Below are 24,410 nucleotides of genomic sequence, written 5' to 3'. Positions count from 1 at the left end.
AGCTTGCGACCGAAGCCAATACGCGTGGGGTTTCGACGGGCCCGAACAGCGGATGCAGCTCACGCAACGAAGGAGGGGCGGCCGGGTTCGTGAACCGGCCGCCCCTCCTGACGTGTGTCCTCCGCTACTCGGCGGAAGCGGGCTTCTTTGCTGCTGCGGGCTTCTTTGCGGCAGCGGTCTTCGGCGCGGCCTTGGCGGCAGCGGTCTGGGCGGGAGCCGCCTTCGCCGCGGCCGTCTTGGGGGCAGCTGCCTTCGCCGGCGCCGCCTTCACAGCTGCTGCCTTCGCGGCGGTCGCCTTGGGCGCCGCCGCGGCGCGCGGGGTGCGCACCGTGCGGGGCTTCGACTCGGCCGTGGCCTCCGCGGCATCCGCCACGGCACGCGGGATCGGCGCCAGGCGGGTCAGCTGGGTCACGTGCTGCGGGCCGAGCTCGGCGAGCGTGGAGACCTCGAGCAGCTTCATGGTGCGCTCGATCTCGGTGCTCAGGATCGAGATGGTCTTGTCGACGCCGCGGCGGCCACCGGCCATCAGGCCGTAGAGGTAGGCGCGGCCGATCAGCGTGAAGTCGGCGCCGAGGGCGACGGAAGCGACGATGTCGGCGCCGGACATGATGCCGGTGTCGATCTGCACCTCCATGTCGTTGCCGATCTCGCGGGCGACGGCGGGCAGCAGGTGGAAGGGGATCGGCGCGCGGTCGAGCTGGCGGCCGCCGTGGTTGGAGAGCACGACGCCGTCCACGCCCAGGTCGGCGAGCTTCTTGGCGTCCTCGACCGTCTGCACGCCCTTGACGACGAGCTTGCCCGGCCACATCGAGCGGATGGTCGCGAGGTCGTCGAAGGAGATCGTCGGGTCCATGGCGTCGTTCAGCAGCTCGCCGACGGTGCCGCCGGTGGAGGAGAGCGATGCAAACTCGAGCTTGGGGGTGGTGAGGAAGTTGATCCACCAGGCCGGCCGGGGCAGGGCGTTGATGACGGTGCCCGGGGTCAGCTGCGGCGGGATCGAGAAGCCGTTGCGCTTGTCGCGGTGGCGGGCGCCGGCGACGGGGGTGTCGACCGTGAAGAACAGGGTGTCGAAGCCCGCCGCGGCTGCGCGGCGCACGAGGTTGTAGGAGACCTCGCGATCCTTCATCACGTACAGCTGGAACCAGTTGCGGCCGTTCGGGTTGGCCGCCTTGACGTTCTCGATCGAGGTGGTGCCGAGGGTCGACAGGGTGAACGGGATGCCGGCCGCTCCGGCCGCGCCGGCGCCGGCCTCCTCGCCCTCGGTCTGCATCATGCGGGTGAAGCCGGTGGGCGCGATGCCGAACGGCAGCGCGCTCGGCCCGCCGAGCACCTCGCAGCTGGTGTCGACCACGGGCACGTTGCGCAGGATGGCCGGGTGGAACTCGACGTCCTCGAACGCCTGGCGGGCGCGCTGCAGCGAGATCTCGCCCTCGGCCGAGCCCTCGGTGTAGTCGAAGGGGGCCTTCGGGGTGCGGCGCTGGGCGATGTCACGCAGGTCGCTGATCGTCAGCGCCTTCTCCAGGCGGCGGTTGGTCGGGTTCATCGTGGGCTTCTTGAACTTCATCAGCTCGGCGAGCTCGATCGGGTTCGGGAACTGGCGTTTCACCATGGCGGAGTCTCCTGGGGGTGTGTTTCGGTGTAGTAGCCCGTGATGTGGGCATGGATTCGGGTGCTGGCGGCGGCGGCGTCGCTGGCCGTGATGGCTGCGACGATGCCGTGGTGTTCGGTGCGGAGGCGGCGCAGGGTGGCGCCCCAGTCGGCGACGGCGGGCAAGCCGGCGAGGGCGTAGCTCTCGACCGCCTCGCGCAGCCCGGCCATCATGGCGGTGACGACCTGGTTGCCGGATGCCTCGGCCAGCGCGACGTGGAACTGCGCGTCGAGGGCGAGGAACTCGGCCGGGGTGAGCGCGTCGTCGTCCATGGCCGCGAGCAGGAGCTCGGCCGCGTCGAGGGGGCCGGCGGCATCCGCGAGCCCGGCCACGATCTGCGTCTCGAGCAGCAGGCGGGTCTTCACGATGTCGGCGACGGGGAAGCCCTGGGCGGCCACCTGCAGGCGCATCAGCGCCGACATGCCGCCTTGCGGGGTCGCGATGATGATGGCGCCCGCGCTCGGCCCGCTGCCGGTCTGCGTGCGGATGAGGCCGAAGCCCTCGAGCACGCGCACGGCCTCGCGCACGCTGGAGCGGCCGACGCCGAGCTCGGTCGCGAGCGCGCGTTCCGGCGGCAGGTGGTCGCCGGGCAGCAGTTTGCCGTCGAGCAGCTCGCGCTCGATGTGGCGCAGCACGAGCTCCCAAGCGCGTGGCACGACGGGCATGATGCTCCTCTGCGGTGAGTCCGGCTGGCTGTGTTGCCAGTGTTCTGCGACCAGCAGTCCTGTGGTCGGACCACTGTGGTCTGACCACACAGTAGCACGCGGCATCCCGCCCGGCCGGCGCCCGGCGAAAAACAGGAGGAGAGCGGTGCGATGCCTCCACAGAGGGGCGGCGCCGCTCTGCTCCTGAGTTTTGTGAACGATGCGGCCCGTGCGCTGTGGGAGGATCGGCGCGTGAGTGTGACTATGGAACGGCAGGGCCACAAAATCAAGACCGCATCCGGGGGCTTCGCGCACGTCGGCGGCACGGCGGCCGCGCTGTGAGCCGATTCCGCCTGTTCGCGGGCCGCAGCTGGTGGCGCCTGGATGCCGGCGGCCTCGCGCTCGGCCTGCTGCTCGCCGCGCTCTCGCTCACCCCCTCCCTGTTGCCGCGCCCCGCGCTGCTGCAGGGCGTGATCGCCGGCCTGAGCTTCGCCGTCGGGTATGCGGTCGGCGCCCTGCTCGTCGCACTGCTGCGCCCGCTGGCCCGGCGCCTGATCGGCTGGCGGCCGAGCGCGGCCGTCATCCGCTGGGCCTGGATCATCGGGGCCGTCGTCGTGCTCGCCGCCGGGGTCTGGTTCGCCGTCCTGGCCGTGGCCTGGCAGAACGAGGTGCGTGCGCTCGTCGAGATGCCGCCGGTCGACGGCGTCGACATCGCCGCCTTCTATCTCGGCGCCGTCCCCGTCGCCGTGCTCTGCCTCGCCATCGGCCGCGGCATCCGCCGCCTGCACCGCGGGCTCAGCCGGCTCGTCGGGCCGTTGATCGGCGCGCTCGGCGCCGCCCTCCTGGTCGGGCTTGGCGCATTCACCCTCGGCACCGTCGTGATGGGCGCCATCGATGGCATCTACGAGGCCCGCAACGCCGCGCCCGCCCACTGGGTCAGCGAGCCGACGAGCGAGTTCCACTCGGCCGGCGCCGACTCTCCGATGGAGTGGGACACGCTCGGCCGGCACGGCACCGCCTTCCTCGGCGGCGGACCGACGGCGGCTGACATCGCCGAGGTCACCGGCGAGCCGGCGCTCGAGCCGATCCGTGTCTACTCCTCGCTGCACACCGCCGACAGCACAGCGGGCCGGGCGGCGCTCGCCGTGGACGAACTCGTGCGCACGGGCGCATTCGAGCGCTCGGTGCTCGTCGTCGCCACGGCCACCGGGTCCGGCTGGCTCGAGCCGCAGACGACCGACTCGCTCGAGTACCTGCACGGCGGCGACACCGCGATCGTGTCGATGCAGTACGCGTACACGCCGAGCTGGGTGTCCTTCGTGTTCGAGCCGGATGCCCCGGTCGACGCCGCCCGGGTGCTCTTCGACGCGGTGCACGCCGAGTGGCTGACGCACCCGGCATCCGAGCGCCCCAAGCTGATCAGCTACGGGCTGAGCCTCGGCGCGCACGGCAGTCAGTCAACTTTCGCCGACCTCGCCGAGGTGCGCGAGCGCACCGACGGCGCCCTGTTCGTCGGCAGCCCGAATGGCACCCCGCTCTGGCGCGAGCTGCAGGCCGCGCGGGAGCCGGGCAGCCCAGCCTGGCAGCCGGTGCTCGACGCGGGCGCCGAGGTGCGCTGGATGTCGCAGCCCGGCGACTTCGACAAACTGGCCGGTCCGTGGGGCGAGCCGCACGTCGCCTACCTGCAGCACGCCACCGACCCGGTCACCTGGCTCGGGCCCGAGCTGCTCTGGGCCGAGCCGGACTGGCTGCAGCCGGGCCAGCGCGCCGCCGACGTCAGCCCGAACATGCACTGGATCCCCGTCGTGACGGCGCTGCAGGTGGTCGTGGACATGCTGATGGGGGAGAGCGTTCCGGCCAGCCACGGCCACAACTACGGCGATGTCGTGCTCGACGGCTGGGCGGCCGTCACCGGCGACGGGGGGCTCGACGCGGCCGCGACCGAGCGCATCCGCGCCGTCATCGCCGAGTACGCCGCCGTGCGCCCGGTCGGCAGCTCGGTCGGCGAGTAAGCGCAGCGCGCCGGATGCCGGGAGCCGCCGCCCGCGGCGGCCGGCTCAGCGGCGCGGGGCCTGGTACTCGAAGATCACGCTCGTGCTGGTGCCGGCCACCTCGGGGCGCACGCTCAGCGTGTCGGCCACGAGCGTGCGCAGCGCCTCGGAGTCGCGCACGGCGACGTGCAGGAGGAAGTCCCGGTCGCCGGTGACGAAGAACACGCCCTCCACGGCGGGGAGCGAGCTGAGGTACTGCGAGAAGGCGTTGAGCTGCGGGCGCGCGTGCGAGTGCAGCCGCACCGAGATCAGCGCCTGCAGGCCGCGGCCGAGGGCCGCCGGGTTGATGTCGGCGTGGAAGCCGCGGATGACGCCGCGCTCCCGCAGCGAGCGGATGCGGGCCAGGCAGGTGGACGGGGCGATGCCGACCGCCTCGGCGATGGCCGTGTTCGGCATCCGGGCGTCCTGCTGCAGGAGCCTGAGGATCAGCCGGTCGACGTCGTCGAGGCGAACAATGTTTGCTTCGTCCGCCTCGGGACGTGCTGATTCCGAATAAGTGGCCATGCATGGCATGCTATTCCGCCGATAGTGCGAAGGAGAAGGCTCTCGACTGAATGTTTGGCCAAGATGGCAGCTGAGGCCGTCACCGTGGACGGCGCGAAATGGAGTTGCCGTGCCCGTGAATTCGCCCGCCCCGCGTCGAGTCGCCATCGTCGGAGCCGGAATGGTCGGCCTCGCCACCGCGTGGCACCTGCAGGAGCACGGCGTCGAGGTCACCGTGCTCGAGCGGGAAGGCGTCGCCGCCGGGGCATCCTGGGGCAACGCCGGCTGGCTGGCTCCCGGCATGGCGATGCCGCTCTCCGACCCCAGTCTCTGGGCCTATGGGCCCCGCGCCATGCTCGACCCGGCCGCGCCGCTCTCGATCCCGCTGCGGGTCGACCCCACACTCTGGTCGTTCCTGACCCGTTTCATCTCCCGGGCCACCAACCGGGCCTGGGCCCAGACCATGGACGCCCTGACCGGGATCGACCTGCTCGCCCTCGAGGCCTTCGACGAGCTCGTCGCCGGCGGGGTGCAGGCCGAGACGAAGGAGCAGCCGTTCATCATCGGCTTCGAGAAGGAGGAGCAGAGCCGCCACTTCCGGCACGAGATGGAGCTGGTCGAGCGGGCCGGCCAGTCGGTTCCGCTGACGACCGTGGAGAACCCGCGCCAGCTCGTGCCCCAGCTCACCGACGCCGTGCGGACGGTGCTCGCCCTCGGCGGGCAGCGCTTCATGGCGCCCGGCGACTTCGTCGAGGCGCTCGCCCAGTCGGTGCGCGAGCGCGGCGGCGTCATCGACACCACCGCGACCGTCACCCGGGCGACGCGCCGCGGCAACGGGGTCGTCGCGGAGCTGGGCGATGGCCGCAGCGTGGATGCCGACGCCATCGTGCTGGCGAACGGGGCGTGGCTGCCAGGGCTCGCCCGCGAGCACGGCGTGCGCACCCTGGTGCAGGCCGGCCGCGGCTACTCCTTCAGCGTCGCGACCGATCAGCCCGCCGAGTACCCCATCTACTTCCCGAACCGGCGCGTGGCCTGCACGCCGTTCCACGGCCGCTTGCGCATCGCCGGCACCATGGAGTTCCGCCGGCCGGACGAGCCGCTGCGCGCCCGCCGGATCGACGACATCGTCAACTCGGTGCGCCCGCTGTTCACGAACATGGACCTCGACGACCGGCAGGACGAGTGGGTCGGCTCCCGCCCGGTGACACCCGACGGCCTGCCGCTGGTCGGGGCGACGGCGACGCCCGGAGTCTACGTCGCCGGCGGCCACGGCATGTGGGGGATCGTGCTCGGCCCGGCCACCGGCAAGCTGCTGGCCCAACAGATGATGACCGGCGTCGTGGCGCCGCAGATCGCCCCGTTCGACCCGCTGCGATGAGCGGCGGGCCCGGGCTCGTGGCGCGGCCGGCGGGAGAGCCCGAGCCCGCGGTGCTGGCGACGATCGACCTCGCCGCGATCCGGCACAACGTGGCGCTGCTGCGGGAGCGCGCCGGGGGAGCGGCGGTGATGGTGGTCGTGAAGGCCGACGGCTACGGCCACGGCGCCGCCGCGTGCGCCGCGGCCGCCCTGCAGGCCGGCGCCCGGGAGATCGGGGTGGCGACGATCGATGAGGCGCTCGCGCTGCGCGCTGCCGGCATCCGCGCCCCGATCCTGGCCTGGCTGCATGCCCCTGAGGCTCAGTTCCTGGAGGAGCAGTTCCGGGATGCGCTCGAGGCCGACATCGCGCTGGGCGTCTCGTCGATCGCGCAGGCCCGGGCGGTGCGCGCGATCGCCGCGACGCGGGCGCGCCCCGTGCGGGTCGACCTCAAGCTCGACACCGGGCTGGCCCGCAACGGCGCCCCGCCCGCCGAGTGGGCGCCGGTCATGCGCGAGCTCGCGGCGGCCGAACGAGAGAGCGGCCTGCGCGTGCGCGGCCTGTTCTCGCACCTCGCCTGCGCCGACGAGCCGTGGCACCCTCTGAACGACGTGCAGGCGGCCCGGTTCCGCGAGGGCGTTGTGCTCGCCCGCCGCCTCGGGCTCACCCCGAGCGTCAACCACCTGGCCAACTCGGCGGCCGCGCTCACCCGGCCCGACCTCGCCTTCGACATGGTGCGGGCAGGGATCGCCAGCTACGGCCTCACCCCCATCCCGGCGCTCGGCGGCCTCGGCCTGCGCCCCGCCCTCGCGCTCGGGGCGCGGATCGCGCTCACCAAGCGCATCGGCGCGGGCGACGGCGTCTCCTACGGCCACGCCTGGGCGGCCGAGCGGGCCGGCACCGTGGCGCTCGTGCCGATGGGCTACGCCGACGGCCTGCCGCGCGCGCTGTCCGGCCGCTTCTCGGTGCGCATCGGCGGGCGCCGCTACCCCGCGGTCGGCCGCATCTGCATGGACCAGTTCCTAGTCGACCTCGGCGACAACCCCGACGGCGTGCGCGCGGGCGACATCGCCGCCCTCATCGGGTCGACGCCGCTCGACAACACCCTGCAGGGCTGGTCCGACGAGCTCGGCACCATCACCTACGAGCTGGCGACCCTGCTGCGCGGCCGCACCGCGCGGGCCTACACCGGGTAGGCCGGCACAGCGCCCCGCCGAGCGCCCGGGCCGAGCGCCTAGGCGAAGCGGGCCGGGTCGATGAAGGCGGTGTCGACGAGCTGCGGCTCGTCGAGGGCGAAGCGGGCCAGGATCTCTCCGAGCGCCGGGCCGTGCTTGAAGGCGTGCCCGCTGTCGCCGCCGCCGACGATCACCCGCGGATGCCGGGGCGACGGGCCCACGACGAACTGGTCGTCCGGCGAGATCGTCACCATGCACGGGTCGACGCGGGCCGGCAGCGGCTCGATGCCGGGCACGGCCCGGCCGAGCAGCTCCGAGACCTGCCGCCAGTCGGCCGGCTTCACGCCGCGGTCCAGCTCGTCCGGGTCGATGCGCACCCGCTCCTGCCAGATGTCGCCGACGCCGGCCTTGAGCAGCGCGCCCTTCTCCGGGCCGGCTGCCGCCCCCACCGAGCCGTGCCCCCAGAGCACCTCGCTCTCGCTCAGCTGGCGCACGAACACGGGCAGGTGCTCGAGGCCGAAGTCCGCGGCATCCGCGGGCTCGGCCGGCTCGAACCAGGTCATCGGCGTGCGGATCGGCTGCAGGCTGACCCACGGCAGCTCGGCCGCCAGCCAGGCGCCCTGGGCGAGGATCACGCGGTCGGCCAGCCACTGCCCGCTCGCCGTGCGGATGACGACGCCATCCTCGCCCGGCTCGATCGCGAGCACGCGGGTGTTCTCGAGCACCGTGGCGCCGAGCGCGCGCGCCCGCACGACGGCGGCGCGGATCGTCGGCTCGGGGAACGCGACGCCCGCCCCGGGGTCGAGCACCGCGACATCCGCCGGGGCCAGCCCGGCCAGCAGCGGGAACCGCGCGGCCAGCTCGCCGGCGTCGAGCTCCTCCAGCTGTAGGCCGTGTGCGGATGCCGCGGCCCGCGTGCCCGCGATCACGTCGGAATCGGGGGCGCCCAGCATCACGCCGCCGGTGATGCGCAGCAGCTCCTGGCCGCTCAGCTCCTCCAGCTCGCGGAACAGTCGCTTGGAGAGCTGCGCGATCGGTGTCAGGTCGGGGTGCTCCAGGCAGGCCTCGCGGAACAGCCGGGTGACGCCGTGCGAGGAACCGAGCGGGTGCGCGACCTGGAACTGCTCGAACCCGACGACGCTCACCCCGCGCTCGGCGAGCCGCCACAGTGCATTGGCCCCCATCGCTCCGAGGCCGACAACTGCAACATTCACGCGTTCACTCACCCTTCGACGCTAGCAACCGTCGCAATGCCGGCGTCGCGCGCCCGTCTCGAATCGTCATCGACACGGCATTGCCGGCCGTCTGAAACGATTCACACGGCCGGAAATCGGCCAGAGCTGCTGACTCGCCCGCGGGATCGGGCCGCGGGTTGCGTGGGAGACTGGAAGGGATGTCGAAACTGTTGGAATCAACTGACACCGTCAGCGACGTGGCGGCGCGCTTCGCGACGCCGTGGCTCGTGCTCGTCTGGGATGACCCGGTGAATCTGATGAGCTACGTGAGCTACGTGTTCCGCAGCTACTTCGGCTTCAGCCGGGAGAAGGCCGAGCAGCTCATGCTGCAGGTGCACACCGAGGGCAAGGCGGCCGTCGCCAGTGGCAACCGCGAGCAGATGGAGCGCCACGTCGAGGCGCTGCACGGCTACGGGCTGCAGGCCACGCTGACGAAGGCCGACGCATGAGCCGGATCGTGGCGGCAGCCAGCCGCACCGACCTGCTGGCCTCCGGCGGCACGCGCGCCGTGCTGCTGCAGCTGGACGGCGACGAGGCCGACGCCCTGGCCTCTCTCGCCGGGCAGGTCGAGACGCTGCTCAGTGAGTCCGATCCCGCCTCGCCGGGCCTCACCCGGCTGTTCCCCGTCGCCTACAGCGACGACACCTCGGCCGCGGCCGAGTTCGCCCGCTATACCCGGCCCGAGCTGCAGAAGCGCAAGATCGACGCGGCCGTCACGGTGCGCGAAGCCGTTGAGGCGGCATCCGCCCTCGGCATCGACGACGAGCGCTACGGCCACAACATCGAGATCGACCCCGAGGCGCTGCTGGCCTGGCTGACCTTTCTCACCGACCTGCGCCTCGTGTTGGCCGACTCGATCGGGGTCGCCGATGACGGCTCGCTGTCGGATGCCGCGGCGGCCGCGTCGGAGGAGCTCGCCCAGCTGCGCGAGTTGCAGCGCGGTGTCTACGACTGGGCCGCCTTCCTGCAGGACTCGCTGATCGGTGCGGTCGAGGCCGATCTGCCGTAGGCCGAGCTATAGCAGCCGTCCCGATGCCGCCCCCAATGCGGGGGCGATCTTGTGCCCAGGTGGCCCAAAAAGCAGACGCCGTCCAAAAAAGGGCGTTCGCGTCCCCTACTATCGGAAGCGCTCCGCCGAGGTCGGCGGATTCTCCCGACTGCTCTGCTGTGCTGCGCGCTGAGGGAGCGGGAAGCCTCAAGGAAGAGCAACATGCGCAAAGCGGCAACAAAGACAACCGCCTTCGTGGCGACAGCGGCGGCGATCGGTTTCACCTCGCTGTTCGGGGCGGTATCGCCCGCGAACGCGACGGGGGACGCGTGCACCGCGACGGGCGGAACGCTGCTCGACCCCGCCGGCAACGTCTGTGAAATGAAGATCACAGCCGGTAACGCGACCTTCCAGCCCACTGCCGCGATGACGAAACTGGAGGTCCTCCTCGTCGGTGGCGGTGGTGCTGGCGCCGTGACGAACGCCGGCTATGCCCCCGGCGGTGGCGGTGGCGGTGGTCAAGTCAAGGTTGTCGGATTCGACGCGGGCTCCATGTCGCCGGTCACCGTCACGGTCGGTTCGAGCAGTCGGCCGACCACAGCGGCCCAGGGCTCGGTCGCAGAGTCGGCTGGCAGCGGAGCCGCTGGTTCGTCGAGCTCCAGCGGCATGAACGGTTCGGGGGGAGCGAGCGGCTCCGGCAACGCCGGTGTCCAGCAGGGCGGAGGCGGCGGTGCTGGAGCGGCTGCTGTCGGCATTAATGGTGGTGCCGGAGCAACCGCCGCCAGCGTCGCAGCGCCCGGATCGCTGTTCGAGGGCGACACGAGCTGCTACGGCGGCGGTGGGGCCAACGGTTCCGGCACTACCGTCGGCACCGCGACGTGCGGTGGCGGTGCGCTCGTGAACGGGAGCCTCGCTCTGATCGCCCCGACGGTAAACAGCGGTGGCGGTGGCGCCGGCGGTGGCAGCGTTGTGAGCCCGGACCGCAACGGCGCGAGTGGGATCGCCGTGGTCCGCTGGAGCCTCCAGAACCTGACGGTTTCCTTCGACACGAACGGTCACGGCACCGTTGCTCCCGTGACGGTCGTCACGGGTGGCACGGTGGCGAAGCCGGTAGATCCGACGGCGGCTGGGTTCACATTCAACGGGTGGTTCTCGGATGCGGCTCTGACCGTTCCGGCGGATTTCTCGGCTCCGGTGAGCGCGTCGACAACGTTCTACGCGAAGTGGACTGCGGTCGCTCCGGTGACGGTGACGGTTTCCTTCGACACGAACGGTCACGGCACCGTTGCTCCTGTGACGGTCGTCACGGGTGGCACGGTGGCGAAGCCGGTAGATCCGACGGCGGCTGGGTTCACATTCAACGGGTGGTTCTCGGATGCGGCTCTGACCGTTCCGGCGGATTTCTCGGCTCCGGTGAGCGCGTCGACAACGTTCTACGCGAAGTGGACTGCGGTCGCTCCGGTGACGGTGACGGTTTCCTTCGCCACGAACGGTCACGGCACCGTTGCTCCCGTGACGGTCGTCACGGGTTCCTCGGTGGCGAAGCCGGTAGATCCGACGGCGGCTGGGTTCACCTTCGACGGCTGGTTCTCGGATGCGGCGTTGACGGTTCCGGTGGTCTTCCCTGCTCCGGTGAGCGCGTCGACGACGTTCTTTGCGAAGTGGACTGCGGTCGCTCCGGTGACGGTGACGGTGTCGTTTGACGGCAACGGTCACGGCGCGAGCGTTGCCCCGGTGACGGTGGCCGTGGGTGCCACGGTTGCGAAGCCGACCGACCCGACGGCGGCCGGGTTCACATTCGACGGCTGGTTCTCGGATGCGGCGTTGACGGTTCCGGTGGTCTTCCCTGCTCCGGTGAGCGCGTCGACGACGTTCTACGCGAAGTGGAGCGCCGTCGCTCCGGTGACGGTGACGGTTTCCTTCGACACGAACGGTCACGGCACCGTTGCTCCTGTGACGGTCGTCACGGGTGGCACGGTGGCGAAGCCGGTAGATCCGACGGCGGCTGGGTTCACATTCAACGGGTGGTTCTCGGATGCGGCTCTGACCGTTCCGGCGGATTTCTCGGCTCCGGTGAGCGCGTCGACGACGTTCTTCGCGAAGTGGACCGCGGTCGCGACGCCGACGCCGAACCCCACGACGCCGCCGAGCATCACTCCGGCTCCGCCGAAGGCCGAGGGGCCGCTGGCGAAAACCGGTGCCGCAGTCGACCCGAGCGCCGCCTCGCTCGCCCTGGCCGCCCTCGGCCTGGGCGCCGGGCTGCTCGCCGTGCGTGCGCGACGCGCGCGCAAGACCAACTAGTTCCAGGCCACGCAGAGAGCCGCCCGAGAAGTCTCGGGCGGCTCTTTGCGTTGCCCGGCGGCAGGGTGCGCCGGGGCGTTGCTCAGCTCTGTTTGTATTGCTCAGCGAGGGCGCGCCGCATCGGCTTTCCCATGGTGTTGCGGGGGATCTCGTCGATCCTGGCCACGAGCTTCGGGGCGGCGCCGCCGAACTGGGTGCCGAAGTCGCGAATCAGCGCCTGCACGTCGAGTCCGTCTTCCGTGACAAGCACGATCCCGATCTGCTTGAGGCCCGTGTTGCTCTCGTACTCGAAGCTTGCGGCGTCACTGACCAGGGGGTGCGTGACGGCAAACAGATCGAGCGTGGCGGGGTCGACCTTCACGCCGCCCGCGTTGAGCACCTCTGAGACCCGCCCGGTGAGCGTGAGCCCGCCGTCGGGGCGGATCAGCCCGAGATCGCCCGGGTAGAACCATCCGTCGGTGAAGGCTTCGAGAGTGGCTGCGGGGTTTCCCACGTACTCCTGGATCATGTACGCGCTCTTGTGGCGGATGCGTCCGATCTGGCCGTCGGGCACCTCAACGTGGTTCTCGTCAACGATCTGCACGTCTGAGCGCGGGTGCGGCTGGCCGCCATCGAAAGGGTCGTCTGAATCGGTGAGGCGCAGGCGCGCAACCGTGCCCTCCGTCGAGCCGTAGAGGTTCTGGATAACGCAGCCGTCGGTCGCAGCGCGCACCCGGGCAGACAAGGCCGGCGGCATGACCGAGCCGACGGTCAGCGCCTCCCGCACGGCGGGGAGCGTCTGGTTTCGCGCCTCGAGCACATCGACGAGGCCTGCGAGTTGCGCGGGGGACGCCCTGAGTGCTGTCGCCGAACTGCGCAGCGCGATCTCGATGATGTTCGCCGGGTCGCCCGCCTCGACCGACCAGTACGGCTTTCCAATCTTGACGCTCAGGTAGAAGGCAAAGAAGCCGAACGGGGTGGCGGTCGGGAAGAGCGTGAGGCAGGGATCGCCGGCCAGCCAGGTGTCTGCGGCGGCATCCGTGCAGTACTCAAGCATCCCGAGTGAGTACTCCATGGCGTTCGCCCGCCCGGTCGTGCCGCTCGAGAAGACGAGCCGCGCCGTGCTCAGCTCGGAATCGAAATCGCGCGGGGTGATGCCGTAAGGGTTCTGCTCCACCCGCTGCAGGAATGCCGCATCGACACTGATCACGCGCGCACCGCCGTGTGCGGCAGGAGCCGGGGTCGCACTGCTGAAGATCCAGTCGATGGCGAAAAGTCCGTCGGCGACGTAGCCGTGGGGCAATACAGTGCTCACGGCGGCCTCGTGGAAGGCGGCCTCGGCAAAGATCATGCTCAGCGTCTCCGGCAGGTCAAGCGCGACCAGATCGCCCGGCTTCACGCCGAGGTGGCGAAACTCGTAGGCGATCTTCTTCGCCAGCTCGAAAGCCTCGGAGTTCAGCACCTTCTGGGTGGCGGTCTCGACGAAGACTCCCGAGGGGTTGGCCTCGGCGTTGCGCTGGAGATATACGAACGGGTTGATCACTTCTGCGTCATTCACCCCGTCAGGGTAGTGCGTCGATCGGGGTCGCTCTTGGCGGACGTGCCGCACCACAAATGCTGAGCAAAAGGCAGTTCTGAACCGCATGCGCCAACAGTGCAGTAACTGCATTTATTCAGCTTCTGCACCTAGTCTGTGCCCATGACTGAACTGATTCTGCAGGCCAGGGACATTGGCAAGTCCTACGGGCACGGCGACGGCCGCTTCGACGCGCTCAAGGGGGTCAGCCTCGACGTTCGGGCCGGTGAGTCCGTGGCGATCGTCGGCAAGAGCGGATCGGGCAAGTCGACCCTGATGCACCTGCTCGCGCTGCTCGACGAGCCCGACCGTGGCACGATCAGCGTCTCCGGCACCGACGCGAAGCAGCTCAAGCCGCGTGCGCTGAACAAGCTGCGCAACAAGGACTTCGGCTTCGTGTTCCAGCAGTTCTTCCTCACCCCCAACTCCAGCGTGCTCGACAACGTCACGCTTCCGCTGATGATCGCCGGCGTCGGCCCGCGCGAGCGCAAGGCCCGCGGCATGGCCGTGCTCGAGCAGATGGAGCTCGCCGACAAGGCCAAGAACAAGGCGACCAACCTCTCCGGCGGCCAGAAGCAGCGCGCCGTCATCGCGCGCGCCCTGGTCAACAACCCCTCGGTGATCTTCGCCGACGAGCCGACCGGAAACCTCGACTCGGCCACGGGCGCCGTCGTCGAGGACATCCTGTTCGACCTGAACAAGACGCAGGGCATCACGCTCATCATCGTCACCCACGACCACGAGCTGGCCGCCCGCTGCGACCGCCAGTTCTTCATCAAGGACGGGCTCGAGGCAGTCCCGGATGCCGCCGCATCCGTCGCCCCCGCCAACTCGGCAGCAGGAGCCACCGCATGAACCCCCTCGACGTTCTGAAGTCCGCCGTCTCCAACACCTTCCGCAACAAGGTGCGCACGCTGCTCACGGTCATCGCGATCTTCATCGGCGCGTTCACGCTCACCATCACGAGCGCCATCGGGGCCGGCGTCTCCAGCTACATCGACGCCCAGATCTCCTCGATCGGCGGCGACTCCATGCTCACCGTCTCCTCGGCCCCGGATGCCGCGCCCGCCGGCGACGGCCCGACGCCCTATGACCCGGACAAGCAGTCCACCGCCAGCGGGATGTCACTGCTCAGTGAGGACGACGTGACCGCGATCGCCGCCGTCGACGGCATCGCCGACGTGCAGCCCGCCGTCATGCTCTCGCCCGACTTCATCGAGTTCGATGGCAACGGCAGGTTCGAGATCGCCGTCAACCCGATGGCCGGCATCGCCACCATCGACCTCGCCGCCGGCGCGCAGCTGGAGAACGGCGCCGGCCAGAACCAGATCCTGCTGCCCGCCAGCTACGTCGACGGCCTCGGCTTCGCCGACGCCGAGTCGGCGATCGGGCAGCCCGTCACGCTCGCCATCTCCGACTACGAGGGCACCCAGCACACCGTCGAGGCGGTCGTGCAGGGCGTGCAGAACGACTCGCTGTTCGCCGCGGGGGCAGGCCTGAACGCCGACCTGCGCGACGGGCTCGACGCCCTCAGGCAGACCGGCAAGCCCGCCGCCGTGCCGAGCGGCTACGTGATGGCGATCGCCTACCTGGCCGACGGCACCACGCCGGCGCAGCTCGACGACATCCAGGCCGCGCTCACCGAGCAGGGCCTGCTGGGGATGACGGTCGCCGACCAGATCGGCGCCATCCAGGACGTCATCAACGGCATCATCGGCGTGCTCAACGCCTTCGCCGTGATCGCCCTCATCGCGGCCGGCTTCGGCATCATCAACACGCTGCTGATGAGCGTGCAGGAGCGCACCCGCGAGATCGGCCTCATGAAGGCCATGGGCATGGGCGGCGGCAAGATCTTCGCCCTGTTCAGCTTCGAGGCGATCTTCATCGGCCTGCTCGGCTCGGCGCTCGGCGCCGCCGTCGCGATCGGGCTCGGCTCCGGCATCAGCAGCGCGCTCTCGGCGACGGTGCTCTCCGGGCTGCCCGGCCTGACGATCATGCTGTTCACCCCGGCATCCATCGCCACCATCATCGGCATCGTCATGGCGATCGCCTTCCTGGCCGGCACGCTCCCGGCCCGGCGCGCCGCCAAGCAGAACCCGATCGACGCGCTGCGCTACGAGTAATCCCGGCCAATCGCGCCGAAGGGGCGCGATTCGGTCGGAGCTGCGGTAGGAAGGACCCATGGCCGAGGAGCACCCCGAGCAACACCCCGAGCAGCAGCCGGGCAACCCGGACGGGCTGCGCGCCCGCAAGCGCGCGGCCACCCGGGCGGCCATCGAGGAGGCGGCGCTCGCGCTCTCGCTCGAACACGGCTACGACAACGTGACCGTCGACATGATCTGCGCGGCCAGCATGATCTCCCAGCGCACCTTCTTCAACTACTTCGGATCGAAGGAGGGCTTCGCCAAGGGCCTGATCCCGGCCGCGATCACGGATGCCGACGCCGAGCGCTTCCTCGCCGACCGCTCCGACGACGTGCTGGGCGCGCTCGCGCAGCGGATGGCGCACGCGCTCATGGGCGGTGCCGGCGACGGTGCCTGGTTCGAGGCGCGCATGCGCGTGTTCCAGAGCTCGAGCGAGCTCACCGGCAAGTGGATGGAGTGGCTGGCCGACCAGGAGCAGCTCCTGGTCGATCTGGTGCTCGCGCGGTTCGCCGCCGACGGGCGCACAACGGCCGCTGACCCCGAGCTCGTCGACGAGGCCAAGATGGTCGTCTCGCTGGCCATCGGGGTGCTCCGCTTCACCATGCAGCAGCGCCAGGCGCAGGGCGCTTCTGCCCCGCCCCTCGAGGAGACCGTGCGGCACGCGACGGCGCTGGTCGGGCGGATCGCCGGCCGCGCCTGATTTCGACAGGCTCGCTCAGCGGGGCACCACCTCGCGCACGCGGGCTCGAGGGAGCCCGCGACCGAAGCCAACACCCACGTGGGCTCGAGGGAGCCTGCGACCGAAGCCAACACCCACGTGGGCTCGAGGGAGCCTGCGACCGAAGCCAACGCTGCTCAAAACACAGGTCGAGAGCAGCGCGACAGTCGCAGGGCGGCCCCGCCCCGCTCTCGTCCTGTGTTTCCTGTCGCCCTACCCGCGGAAGCTCGCCACCGGCAGCCCGCTGGTGCCGTGCCCGGTCACGAGGAACACGTTGCCGGCGAGCGGCTCGGCGTCCTCGTCCAGCCCGTTCGCGGCCGACGTCACCCAGAGCTGATCCCGCTCGGGGCCGACGAAGGCGCACGAGGTGGTCTGCGCCGTCGGGACGGCGATGCGCTGCACCCGCGTGCCGTCCGGCGCGAACTCGTGCAGGGCGCCGCCGCCGTACTCGGCCACCCAGAGGTGCCCGCGCACGTCGACTGCCAGGCCGTCGGGCAGTGCGGTGAACGCCTCCGGGCCGACGGGCACGCTCGGCGTCGGGGTGAGCGTGGACGTCTCCGGGTCGAAGGGGTAGCTGTAGATTGCGCGCGCCATCGAATCGACCAGGTAGAACGTGCGGCCGTCGGGGCTCCAGCCCAGGCCGTTCGGCAGCGCGAGGCCCTCCAGCACCTGCTCGGCCCGCCAGTTCTCGTCGAGCCGCCACAAGCCGCCCCTCCCGGCGGCGAAGTCCAGTGCGCAACTGCCCGACCAGTAGATCCCGGCCGGGTCGGCCTTGGCGTCGTTCATGCGGATGCCGTCGGCCAGGCAGTCCACGCGGTGCGTCACCGTGCCGTCATCCGCCAGCCCGACGAAGCCCGTGCCCGTGGCGGCGATGAGGCCGCCGGCCTCACGCGGGGCGGCCGCGCCGATGCCCGGCGGGTACACGGTCACGGCGGTGTCGAGGGTGGCCGGGTCGGTGCGGAGGATCTCGCCCCGCTCGTTGTCGACCCAGAGCACGCTGCCGCTCGCCGCGTGCCAGTACGGCCCCTCCCCGCAGATCGCGCGGCGCGGAACGAGGACGCTGACGGTGGGAGCGGGGTTCGGGGTCATGCTGTCCTTTCGGGCGCGCTGCGCTGCGTCGCTGAGGGGGAGAGGCGTGTCCGCCAGCCTATTGCGGGGCCGTCGAACTCACAGCCCGCGCACAGGGGGCGGCACTTCCGCTCCGGCAGTCGCCTTGGTAAACTTGAGCCACATCGACTCAAGTTTGCTCGGCCGCCACACCCCGGTGGCCGATCGCGGTACGAAAGGGAATGCCATGCAGCCAGACCAGCAGCCTCCTCAGGAAGAAGCCAAGAGCGCCCTCGAACAGTACGGCGTTGACCTCACCGCCATCGCGGCGAGCGGCAAGCTCGACCCGGTGATTGGCCGGGACGCCGAGATCCGGCGGCTCAGCCAGGTGCTGACCCGCCGTACCAAGAACAACCCGGTGCTCATCGGCGAGCCGGGCGTCGGCAAGACCGCCGTCGTCGAGGGCCTGGCCCAGCGCATCGTCGAGGGCGACGTCGCCGACTCGCTCAAGGGGAAGAAGCTCGTCTCGCTCGACCTCAGCGCCCTCGTGGCCGGCGCCATGTACCGCGGCCAGTTCGAGGAGCGGCTGAAGAGCGTGCTCAAGGAGATCACCGAGTCCGACGGCGAGATCATCACCTTCATCGATGAGCTGCACACGCTGATGGGCGCTGGCGGCGGAGAGGGCTCCGTCGCGGCATCCAACATGCTCAAGCCCATGCTCGCCCGCGGCGAGCTGCGCCTGATCGGCGCCACCACGCTCAACGAGTACCGCGAGTTCATCGAGAAGGATGCCGCCCTCGAACGCCGCTTCCAGCAGGTGTTCGTCGGCGAGCCGAGCGTCGAGGACACCGTCGCGATCCTGCGCGGGCTGAAGGGCGCCTACGAGGCGCACCACGGGGTGACGATCAGCGACGGCGCTCTCGTCGCGGCGGCCACCCTGAGCAACCGCTACATCACCTCGCGCCAGCTGCCGGACAAGGCGATCGACCTCGTCGACGAGGCGATGAGCCGGCTCAAGATGGAGATCGACTCCTCGCCGGTGGAGATCGACCAGCTGCAGCGCCAGGTCGCGCGGATGAAGGTCGAGGAGCTCGCCCTCAAGAAGGAGAAGGACGACGCCTCCAAGGAGCGCCTCGAGAAGCTGCGCGAGGAGCTGAGGGAGAAGGAGTCCGAGCTGAAGGTGCTCGAGGCCCGCTGGGCGCGCGAGAAGCGCTCGCTCAACGCCGTCGGCGACCTCAAGAAGAAGCTCGACGACGCCACCCGCGCCCGCGACCGGGCCATGCGCGAGGCGAACTACGCCGAGGCGTCGAAGCTGGAGTACACGACGATCAAGCAGCTGCAGGAGCAGCTGGCGGAGGCCGAGCAAGCCGAGAACGACCCGATCGAGGACCGCATGGTCAACGAGCAGGTGACGGAGGAGGACATCGCCGCCGTCATCGCCGCGTGGACGGGCATCCCCGTCGGCCGGCTGCTGCAGGGCGAGACCGAGAAGCTGCTGCACCTCGAGAGCGAGCTCGGCAAGCGCCTGATCGGCCAGAAGAAGGCCGTCGCGGCGGTGTCGGATGCCGTCCGCCGAACCCGTGCGGGCATCTCCGACCCCGACCGCCCGACCGGTTCCTTCCTGTTCCTCGGGCCGACCGGCGTCGGCAAGACCGAGCTCGCCAAGGCGCTCGCCGAGTTCCTGTTCGACGACGAGAAGGCGATGATCCGCATCGACATGTCGGAGTACGGCGAGAAGCACAGCGTCTCGCGCCTCGTCGGCGCCCCTCCCGGCTACGTCGGGTACGAGCAGGGCGGTCAGCTGACCGAGGCCGTGCGGCGGCGTCCGTACTCGGTGATCCTGCTCGACGAGGTCGAGAAGGCCCACCCGGAGGTGTTCGACGTGCTGTTGCAGGTGCTCGACGACGGCCGGCTGACCGACGGCCAGGGCCGCACCGTCGACTTCCGCAACGTCATCCTGGTTCTCACCTCGAACCTCGGCTCACAGTTCCTCGTCGACCAGTCGCTGACCTGGGCCGAGAAGGAGACCGCGGTGCAGCAGCTGGTGCGCCAGGCGTTCAAGCCCGAGTTCGTGAACCGGCTCGACGACATCGTGGTGTTCTCTGCACTGACGCAGGAGGAGCTCGGCGAGATCGTGGAGCTCTACATCGACCGGCTGTCGAAGCGGTTGAGCAGCCGCCGGCTCACCCTGGCGGTGACCCCGGATGCCCGGCGCTGGCTGGCCGAGCGCGGCTACGACCCGATCTACGGGGCCCGGCCGCTGCGCCGCCTGATGCAGCACGAGATCGACGACAAGCTCGCGAATGCCCTGCTCAGCGGGGCGGTGCGCGACGGCGACCTGGTGCGGGTCGATCTCGCCGCAGACGGCAACGGCCTCACGGTGGGCGCCGACTAGTCGCCCGATCTCGACAGGCCCAATCAGCGGGGATTCCCGCGGTTGGGCCTGTCGTGTGTCCGCCGCTTGCGTCTGTCGAGAACCCGCCCCGGGATGCACGGCGGCGCAAGGGGCCGCGTCGCGACGACGGAGCAGCGCCGCCCCGCATCCGCTGCGCCACGGGAAAACGGGCACTTGCGCTCCAGGAAGTTAATGGGCTAGAACATAGACCAATGATTCTTGCGGCTTGCCGCCCATCCTGGAGGACCCAATGACGCAATCCGCAGGCACCGTCGTCTCGGCCGAGAATCGGCGTCTGAGCGGCAATCTCGGCACCGTCGCCGTCACCTTCATGGTGATCGCCGCGGCAGCCCCGCTCACCGTGGTCGGCGGCCTCCTCCCGATCGGACTCCTCGTCGGCAACGGATTGGGCTTCCCGGTCATGTTCCTCGTCGCGACCGGGATCCTGCTGCTCTTCGCCGTCGGGCTCACCTCGATGAGCCGCTTCATCCCCAACGCCGGATCCTTCTTCACCTTCGTCAGCCACGGCCTCGGCCGCACCCCCGGTGTGGCGACGGCGTGGCTCGCACTCGCCTGCTACACCACCGTCCAGGTCGCCGTCTTCAGCTACCTCGGCGGAACGCTCAGCTCCAGCATCGCGCTGCTCGGCGGCCCCGAGATCGCCTGGTGGGTCTTCACGCTGATCTCGATCGCCGTCGTGGGCGTGCTCGGCTACCGCCACATCGAGCTCAGCTCCAAGGTGCTCGTCATCGTGCTGGGCGCCGAGATGGGCATCGTGCTGCTGCTCGGCCTGGTCATCCTGATCACGGGCGGCCCGGAGGGCCTCTCGCTCAGCCCCTTCTCGCTCGAGAACATCCTCTCCGGCTCGCCGGCGCTCGGCCTCATGTTCGCGATCGCCAGCTTCATCGGCTTCGAGTCGACCGTCGTCTACCGCAACGAGGTTCGCGACCCCGAGCGCACGATCCCGCGCGCGACCTACGCCTCGGCCGTCATCATCGGCGTGTTCTACGCCTTCGCCGGCTGGGCCGTCATCATGGGATTCGGCGAGTCCGCGGTCATCGACGAGGCCGCCGCCGACCCGGCCACCCTGCTCTCCCGCATCACCGACGAGTACCTCGGCCCGATCGGCGGCATCATCATCGCGGTGCTGTTCATGGGCAGCATGTTCGCCGCCGTGCTCTCGCTGCACAACGTGCTCACCCGCTACCACCACGGCATGGCCAACGCGCGAGTGATGCCGGACAGCCTCGGCATCGTCCACCCTCGGCACCGTTCGCCGCACCGCGCTGCCGTCGTGCAGGTGAGCACCGCCGCCACCGTCGTCGTGCTCCTCGTGCTGATCGGCTTCACCGCGGAGAACATCTTCGCCTGGTTCGCCGGCATCGGCACGCTGGCGATCGTGCTGCTGATGGCGCTCACCTGCCTCTCGGTCATCGCCTACTTCCGGCGCACCCGGGTGCTGACCAGCCCCTGGCACACGGTCATCGCCCCCGGCCTCGGCTTCATCGGCCTGCTCGTCTCGGCCGGCCTCATCGCCGCGAACTTCCCGCTGCTGGTCGGCGATGTCGATGCGGACGGCAACCCCAGCTGGGGCGTGCTCAGCGCCGTGCTGTTCGCCGTCGTGATCGTCGCGCCGGTCATCGGCCTCGTGCAGGCCCTCGTGCTGCGCGCGAAGCGGCCGGAGGCCTACGCCCAGGTCATCGAGCGCTTCGGCGAGGATTGACCAACATCACCCCGGCTCCGCACGCCCGCCGCCCACCGGGCATCACCCAGCACGAAGGAATCACATGTCTGTCCCCTTGCCCAAGCCACTGATCGGCTTCAGCGGCCGACGCGGTCGCGCGGAGTCCGTCGGCGCCCCGCGCGGCTTCCACGACGCCCCGCTCGACATCTACATGAGCGAGTACACGACCTCGGTGATCCGCTCGGGCGGCCTGCCGGTGAACCTGCCGATGGATGCCGACGCGAGCGAGCTCGTCGGCTATCTGGACGCCGTCGTGCTCTCGGGCGGCGAGGACGTCGACCCGCGCCGCTACGGAGAGGCGCCGGGCCCGCACACGGGCTGGATCGACCCGCAGCGGGACGCCTTCGAGATCGCGCTCATCGAGGCGGGGATCGCCCGTGGCATCCCCGTGCTCGGCATCTGCCGCGGCCAGCAGCTCATCAACGTCGCCCTCGGCGGCAGCCTCGTGCAGCACCTCGTCATCGGCGAGGGCGAGTCGCACGCCTCCTACGCGTACCCCCGTGCGCAGCGCGTGCACCCCGTCGCGCTCGAGGCCGGCAGCACGGCGGCCACCCTCTACGGCGAGACCGTCATGGTCAACTCCTACCACCACCAAGCCGTCGGCCGGCTCGCCCCCGGGCTCCGGGTCACCGGCCGGGCCCCTGATGGGGTGATCGAGGCCATCGAGCACGAGAGTGCCCCCGTGATCGGGGTGCAGTGGCACCCGGAGGTCTTCGGTGGCGACCCGCTCTTCGACTGGCTCGTCCAGACCGCGCAGAACTCACAGCTCACACGACAGAAAGCAGCAGCATGACTCCCCGGCACCAGAACAAGAACGGCTTCATCACGGGCGGCGGCTCCGGCATCGGTCGGGAGACCGCGCTGCGTCTGGCGCGCGAGGGCGCCCGCATGATGATCACCGACGTCAACCTCGACGCCGCCCAGGAGACGGTGTCGCTGATCGAGGCAGAGGGCGGCATCGCCCTGGCCGCCCGCGTCGACGTGCGCGAGCGCGAGCAGATCCGTGCCGCCGCCCTGCGCGTGCGGGAGTCCTGGGGCAGCCTGCACCTGCTCGTCAACAACGCCGGTGTCGTCACCAACCACTCCTTCGAGACGCTCACCGAGGACGCTTGGGACTTCGTCCTCGACGTCAACCTCAAGGGCCAGTTCCTCGTGGCCCAGGAGCTCGCGCCGCTGATCGGCGAGTCCGGCGGCGGGGCCATCGTCAACCTCTCGACGGTGGAGGCCCTCGTCGTCGTCACCAGCGGAACCACCGCGCAGCCGCACTACAACGCGAGCAAGGGCGGCGTGCCCATGCTGACCAAGGCTCTCGCGGTCGAGCTCGCGCCGAAGGGCATCCGCGTCAACTGCGTCGCCCCCGGCCCCATCGCGACGAACTTCTTCGACCTCGAGAGCGTGACCAGCGCCGAGGGCCTGGAGTTCATGAAGCAGCGCCTGCTCGTGCCGCGCGTCGGCCAGCCGGCCGACATCGCCTCGGCGATCTCGTGGCTGTTGAGCGACGAGGCGTCGTGGATCGACGGCATCCAGCTCCCCGTCGACGGCGGCTGGCTCACCCGATGAAGGACTACGTGCTGGACCCGTCCGAGCTGGAGGCGCTCGGCATCCGCACCGTCATCGTCGCCTCGCCCGACCTGCAAGGCCGACTCATCGGCCGCAGGATCCCCGTCGACGGCTTCGACCGGGTCATCGAGAACGGCGTCGACGTCTGCACCTGCGTCTGGGCCTGGGACCTCGAGCAGGGCCTCGAGCTCATCGACGCCGGGCTGTTCAAGCTCTGCAGCATGCACAACGGTGTTCCGGATGCCACGCTGCGCGTGGACCTCGGAACACTCCGCCGCGCGGCCTGGCTCGAGAACGTCGCCATCTGCTTCGCCGACCCCGTCGACGTGCGCACCGGCGAACCGCTGGCCATCTCGCCGCGCGTGATGCTCAAGCAGGAGCTCGCGCGCTACGCGGAACTCGGCATGCAGCCGAAGGCCGGAACAGAGCTCGAGTTCTACCTGTTCCGCAACGAACAGCGCGAGCTGCGCAAGAACGGCTTCCGCGACCTCGACCCCACCACGCTGATCCCCAGCGACTTCATGATCCACGAGGGCAACCTCTACGAGCCGTTCTTCCAGAAGCTCCGCGACGACCTCCTGGCCAGCGGCGTGCAAATGGAGGCCGCCCAGTCCGAGTGGGGCAGCGGGCAGTGGGAGATGACCTTCCGCTACGGCGAGCCGCTCGAGATGGCCGACCGGCACGCGCTGTACAAGCTGGCCGTGCGCGACTCCGCCGCCCGGGCGGGCATGACGGCGACGTTCATGGCCCGGCCGCTGAACGGCCAGCCCGGCTCGTCCTGCCACGTGCACTTCTCGGTGCAGGATGCCGCGGGCGAGCGCCTGTTCTGGAGCGACACCGCCGCAGAGAACATGAGCGAGACCATGCTGAGCGCCATCGGCGGCGTGCTCGAGCACGCCCCCGCGTTCATGGCCTGGTACTCGCCGACGATCAACTCCTACCGGCGCAACAACTCGGGCGACGTGGCGGGCAACGGCCGCACCTGGGGCTTCGACAACCGCACCACGACGGTGCGCGTGGTCGGGCACAAACCGGAGCACCTGCGCTTCGAGTTCCGCCTGCCCGGCGCCGACACGAACCCGTACCTCACCCTGGTGGCGCTGCTCGCCTCCGCACGGGACGGGATCGAGCGCGCCGTCGCCGCACCGGAGCCGATCCGTGGCAACGCATACCTGCTGCCGGCCGACGAGGAGATGCCTGCCGACCTGCAGCAGGCGTCGAAGGCCTTCGTGGCTGCCGGGTTCCCGCGCGCGCTGTTCGGCGAAGACATCGTCGACCACCACCGGGTGCTGCTCGAGAACGAGTGGAAGACGTTCATGGCCGCGGTCAGCGACTGGGACCTCAACCGCTACTTCGATCGGGTGTGAG

At 70.4% G+C, this 24,410-nt stretch carries 19 protein-coding genes and 1 pseudogene; 14 read left to right on the top strand and 6 right to left on the bottom strand.

Going from position 1 to position 24,410, the window contains the following annotated elements:
• Positions 1-367: 367 nt before the first annotated feature.
• Positions 368-1,609 (bottom strand): annotated as a pseudogene (locus BLT62_RS00485) (alpha-hydroxy acid oxidase); the annotation flags it as partial.
• A complete protein-coding gene (locus BLT62_RS00480) occupies positions 1,603-2,313 on the bottom strand; it encodes a FadR/GntR family transcriptional regulator (protein ID WP_083362289.1) in 711 nt (236 codons plus the stop codon). The pseudogene BLT62_RS00485 and the gene BLT62_RS00480, both read right to left, overlap by 7 nt.
• 317 nt (positions 2,314-2,630) lie before the next feature.
• On the opposite strand from BLT62_RS00480, the gene BLT62_RS00475 reads away from it, so the two are divergent.
• Positions 2,631-4,304: an alpha/beta hydrolase gene (locus BLT62_RS00475; RefSeq protein WP_172829592.1), complete on the top strand. Its 1,674-nt coding sequence runs from the start codon at positions 2,631-2,633 to the stop codon at positions 4,302-4,304.
• 45 nt (positions 4,305-4,349) lie between these two features.
• Here the strand turns inward: BLT62_RS00475 and BLT62_RS00470 are convergent, their stop codons facing one another.
• A complete protein-coding gene (locus tag BLT62_RS00470; protein WP_083362287.1) occupies positions 4,350-4,847 on the bottom strand; it encodes an Lrp/AsnC family transcriptional regulator in 498 nt (165 codons plus the stop codon).
• A 109-nt stretch (positions 4,848-4,956) separates the two neighbouring features.
• Here BLT62_RS00470 and BLT62_RS00465 point away from each other — a divergent pair, with 109 nt between their 5' ends.
• On the top strand, positions 4,957-6,204 hold the full coding sequence (locus BLT62_RS00465) for an NAD(P)/FAD-dependent oxidoreductase (RefSeq protein WP_197675153.1): 1,248 nt from the start codon (positions 4,957-4,959) through the stop codon (positions 6,202-6,204).
• The gene (gene alr, locus BLT62_RS00460; RefSeq protein ID WP_083362285.1) at positions 6,201-7,376 is read left to right on the top strand and encodes an alanine racemase; all 1,176 of its coding nucleotides are present in this window, start codon (positions 6,201-6,203) and stop codon (positions 7,374-7,376) included. The genes BLT62_RS00465 and alr overlap by 4 nt, the downstream gene beginning before the upstream one ends.
• A gap of 38 nt (positions 7,377-7,414) precedes the next feature.
• Here the strand turns inward: alr and solA are convergent, their stop codons facing one another.
• The gene (gene solA, locus BLT62_RS00455) at positions 7,415-8,569 is read right to left on the bottom strand and encodes an N-methyl-L-tryptophan oxidase (protein WP_172829591.1); all 1,155 of its coding nucleotides are present in this window, start codon (positions 8,567-8,569) and stop codon (positions 7,415-7,417) included.
• A 179-nt stretch (positions 8,570-8,748) separates the two neighbouring features.
• Here solA and clpS point away from each other — a divergent pair, with 179 nt between their 5' ends.
• The 3 genes from clpS to BLT62_RS00440 all read left to right on the top strand — a co-directional run bounded on the left by clpS (position 8,749) and on the right by BLT62_RS00440 (position 11,879).
• Complete coding sequence (clpS, locus tag BLT62_RS00450; RefSeq protein ID WP_067231105.1) at positions 8,749-9,039, top strand: ATP-dependent Clp protease adapter ClpS; 291 nt, start codon at positions 8,749-8,751, stop codon at positions 9,037-9,039.
• On the top strand, positions 9,036-9,599 hold the full coding sequence (locus tag BLT62_RS00445) for a DUF2017 family protein (RefSeq protein WP_083362283.1): 564 nt from the start codon (positions 9,036-9,038) through the stop codon (positions 9,597-9,599). Before clpS ends, BLT62_RS00445 begins: the two co-directional genes overlap by 4 nt.
• Before the next feature lie 201 nt (positions 9,600-9,800).
• The gene (locus tag BLT62_RS00440; protein ID WP_083362282.1) at positions 9,801-11,879 is read left to right on the top strand and encodes an InlB B-repeat-containing protein; all 2,079 of its coding nucleotides are present in this window, start codon (positions 9,801-9,803) and stop codon (positions 11,877-11,879) included.
• 82 nt (positions 11,880-11,961) lie between these two features.
• Here the strand turns inward: BLT62_RS00440 and BLT62_RS00435 are convergent, their stop codons facing one another.
• A complete protein-coding gene (locus tag BLT62_RS00435) occupies positions 11,962-13,416 on the bottom strand; it encodes a class I adenylate-forming enzyme family protein (protein WP_172829590.1) in 1,455 nt (484 codons plus the stop codon).
• A gap of 141 nt (positions 13,417-13,557) precedes the next feature.
• On the opposite strand from BLT62_RS00435, the gene BLT62_RS00430 reads away from it, so the two are divergent.
• From BLT62_RS00430 to BLT62_RS00420, 3 genes are read left to right on the top strand one after another with little or no spacing between them, the layout of a single operon-like run.
• A complete protein-coding gene (locus tag BLT62_RS00430) occupies positions 13,558-14,289 on the top strand; it encodes an ABC transporter ATP-binding protein (protein WP_083362280.1) in 732 nt (243 codons plus the stop codon).
• The gene (locus tag BLT62_RS00425) at positions 14,286-15,557 is read left to right on the top strand and encodes an ABC transporter permease (RefSeq protein WP_083362279.1); all 1,272 of its coding nucleotides are present in this window, start codon (positions 14,286-14,288) and stop codon (positions 15,555-15,557) included. Before BLT62_RS00430 ends, BLT62_RS00425 begins: the two co-directional genes overlap by 4 nt.
• A gap of 58 nt (positions 15,558-15,615) precedes the next feature.
• On the top strand, positions 15,616-16,278 hold the full coding sequence (locus tag BLT62_RS00420) for a TetR/AcrR family transcriptional regulator (RefSeq protein ID WP_083362278.1): 663 nt from the start codon (positions 15,616-15,618) through the stop codon (positions 16,276-16,278).
• Between the two features lie 231 nt (positions 16,279-16,509).
• Here the strand turns inward: BLT62_RS00420 and BLT62_RS00415 are convergent, their stop codons facing one another.
• On the bottom strand, positions 16,510-17,385 hold the full coding sequence (locus BLT62_RS00415) for an SMP-30/gluconolactonase/LRE family protein (protein ID WP_083362277.1): 876 nt from the start codon (positions 17,383-17,385) through the stop codon (positions 16,510-16,512).
• A 205-nt stretch (positions 17,386-17,590) separates the two neighbouring features.
• Between BLT62_RS00415 and BLT62_RS00410 the strand changes: the two genes are divergently transcribed.
• The 5 genes from BLT62_RS00410 (at position 17,591) to BLT62_RS00390 (ending at position 24,409) form a co-directional block, all read left to right on the top strand.
• Positions 17,591-19,738, top strand: a complete 2,148-nt coding sequence (locus BLT62_RS00410; RefSeq protein ID WP_083362276.1) for an ATP-dependent Clp protease ATP-binding subunit — start codon at positions 17,591-17,593, stop codon at positions 19,736-19,738.
• Between the two features lie 250 nt (positions 19,739-19,988).
• Positions 19,989-21,461, top strand: coding sequence for an APC family permease (locus BLT62_RS00405; protein WP_083362275.1), 1,473 nt, complete (start codon positions 19,989-19,991; stop codon positions 21,459-21,461).
• Between the two features lie 64 nt (positions 21,462-21,525).
• Positions 21,526-22,275 carry a gamma-glutamyl-gamma-aminobutyrate hydrolase family protein gene (locus tag BLT62_RS00400; RefSeq protein WP_083362274.1) on the top strand — a complete coding sequence of 250 codons (750 nt, stop codon included), beginning with the start codon at positions 21,526-21,528 and terminating at the stop codon, positions 22,273-22,275.
• Positions 22,272-23,042, top strand: coding sequence for an SDR family NAD(P)-dependent oxidoreductase (locus BLT62_RS00395; protein WP_083362273.1), 771 nt, complete (start codon positions 22,272-22,274; stop codon positions 23,040-23,042). Before BLT62_RS00400 ends, BLT62_RS00395 begins: the two co-directional genes overlap by 4 nt.
• Entirely contained in the window at positions 23,039-24,409 is a 1,371-nt protein-coding gene (locus BLT62_RS00390) for a glutamine synthetase family protein (protein WP_083362272.1), read from the top strand. Before BLT62_RS00395 ends, BLT62_RS00390 begins: the two co-directional genes overlap by 4 nt.
• The last annotated feature ends 1 nt before the right edge of the window (position 24,410 follow it).

Origin of the sequence: Microterricola viridarii, assembly GCF_900104895.1 — a bacterium.
In the GTDB taxonomy this organism is placed as follows: Bacteria; Actinomycetota; Actinomycetes; order Actinomycetales; family Microbacteriaceae; genus Microterricola; species Microterricola viridarii.
Note: the sequence above shows the minus strand (reverse complement) of the source record. Positions and strands in the feature narration are given on the sequence as shown.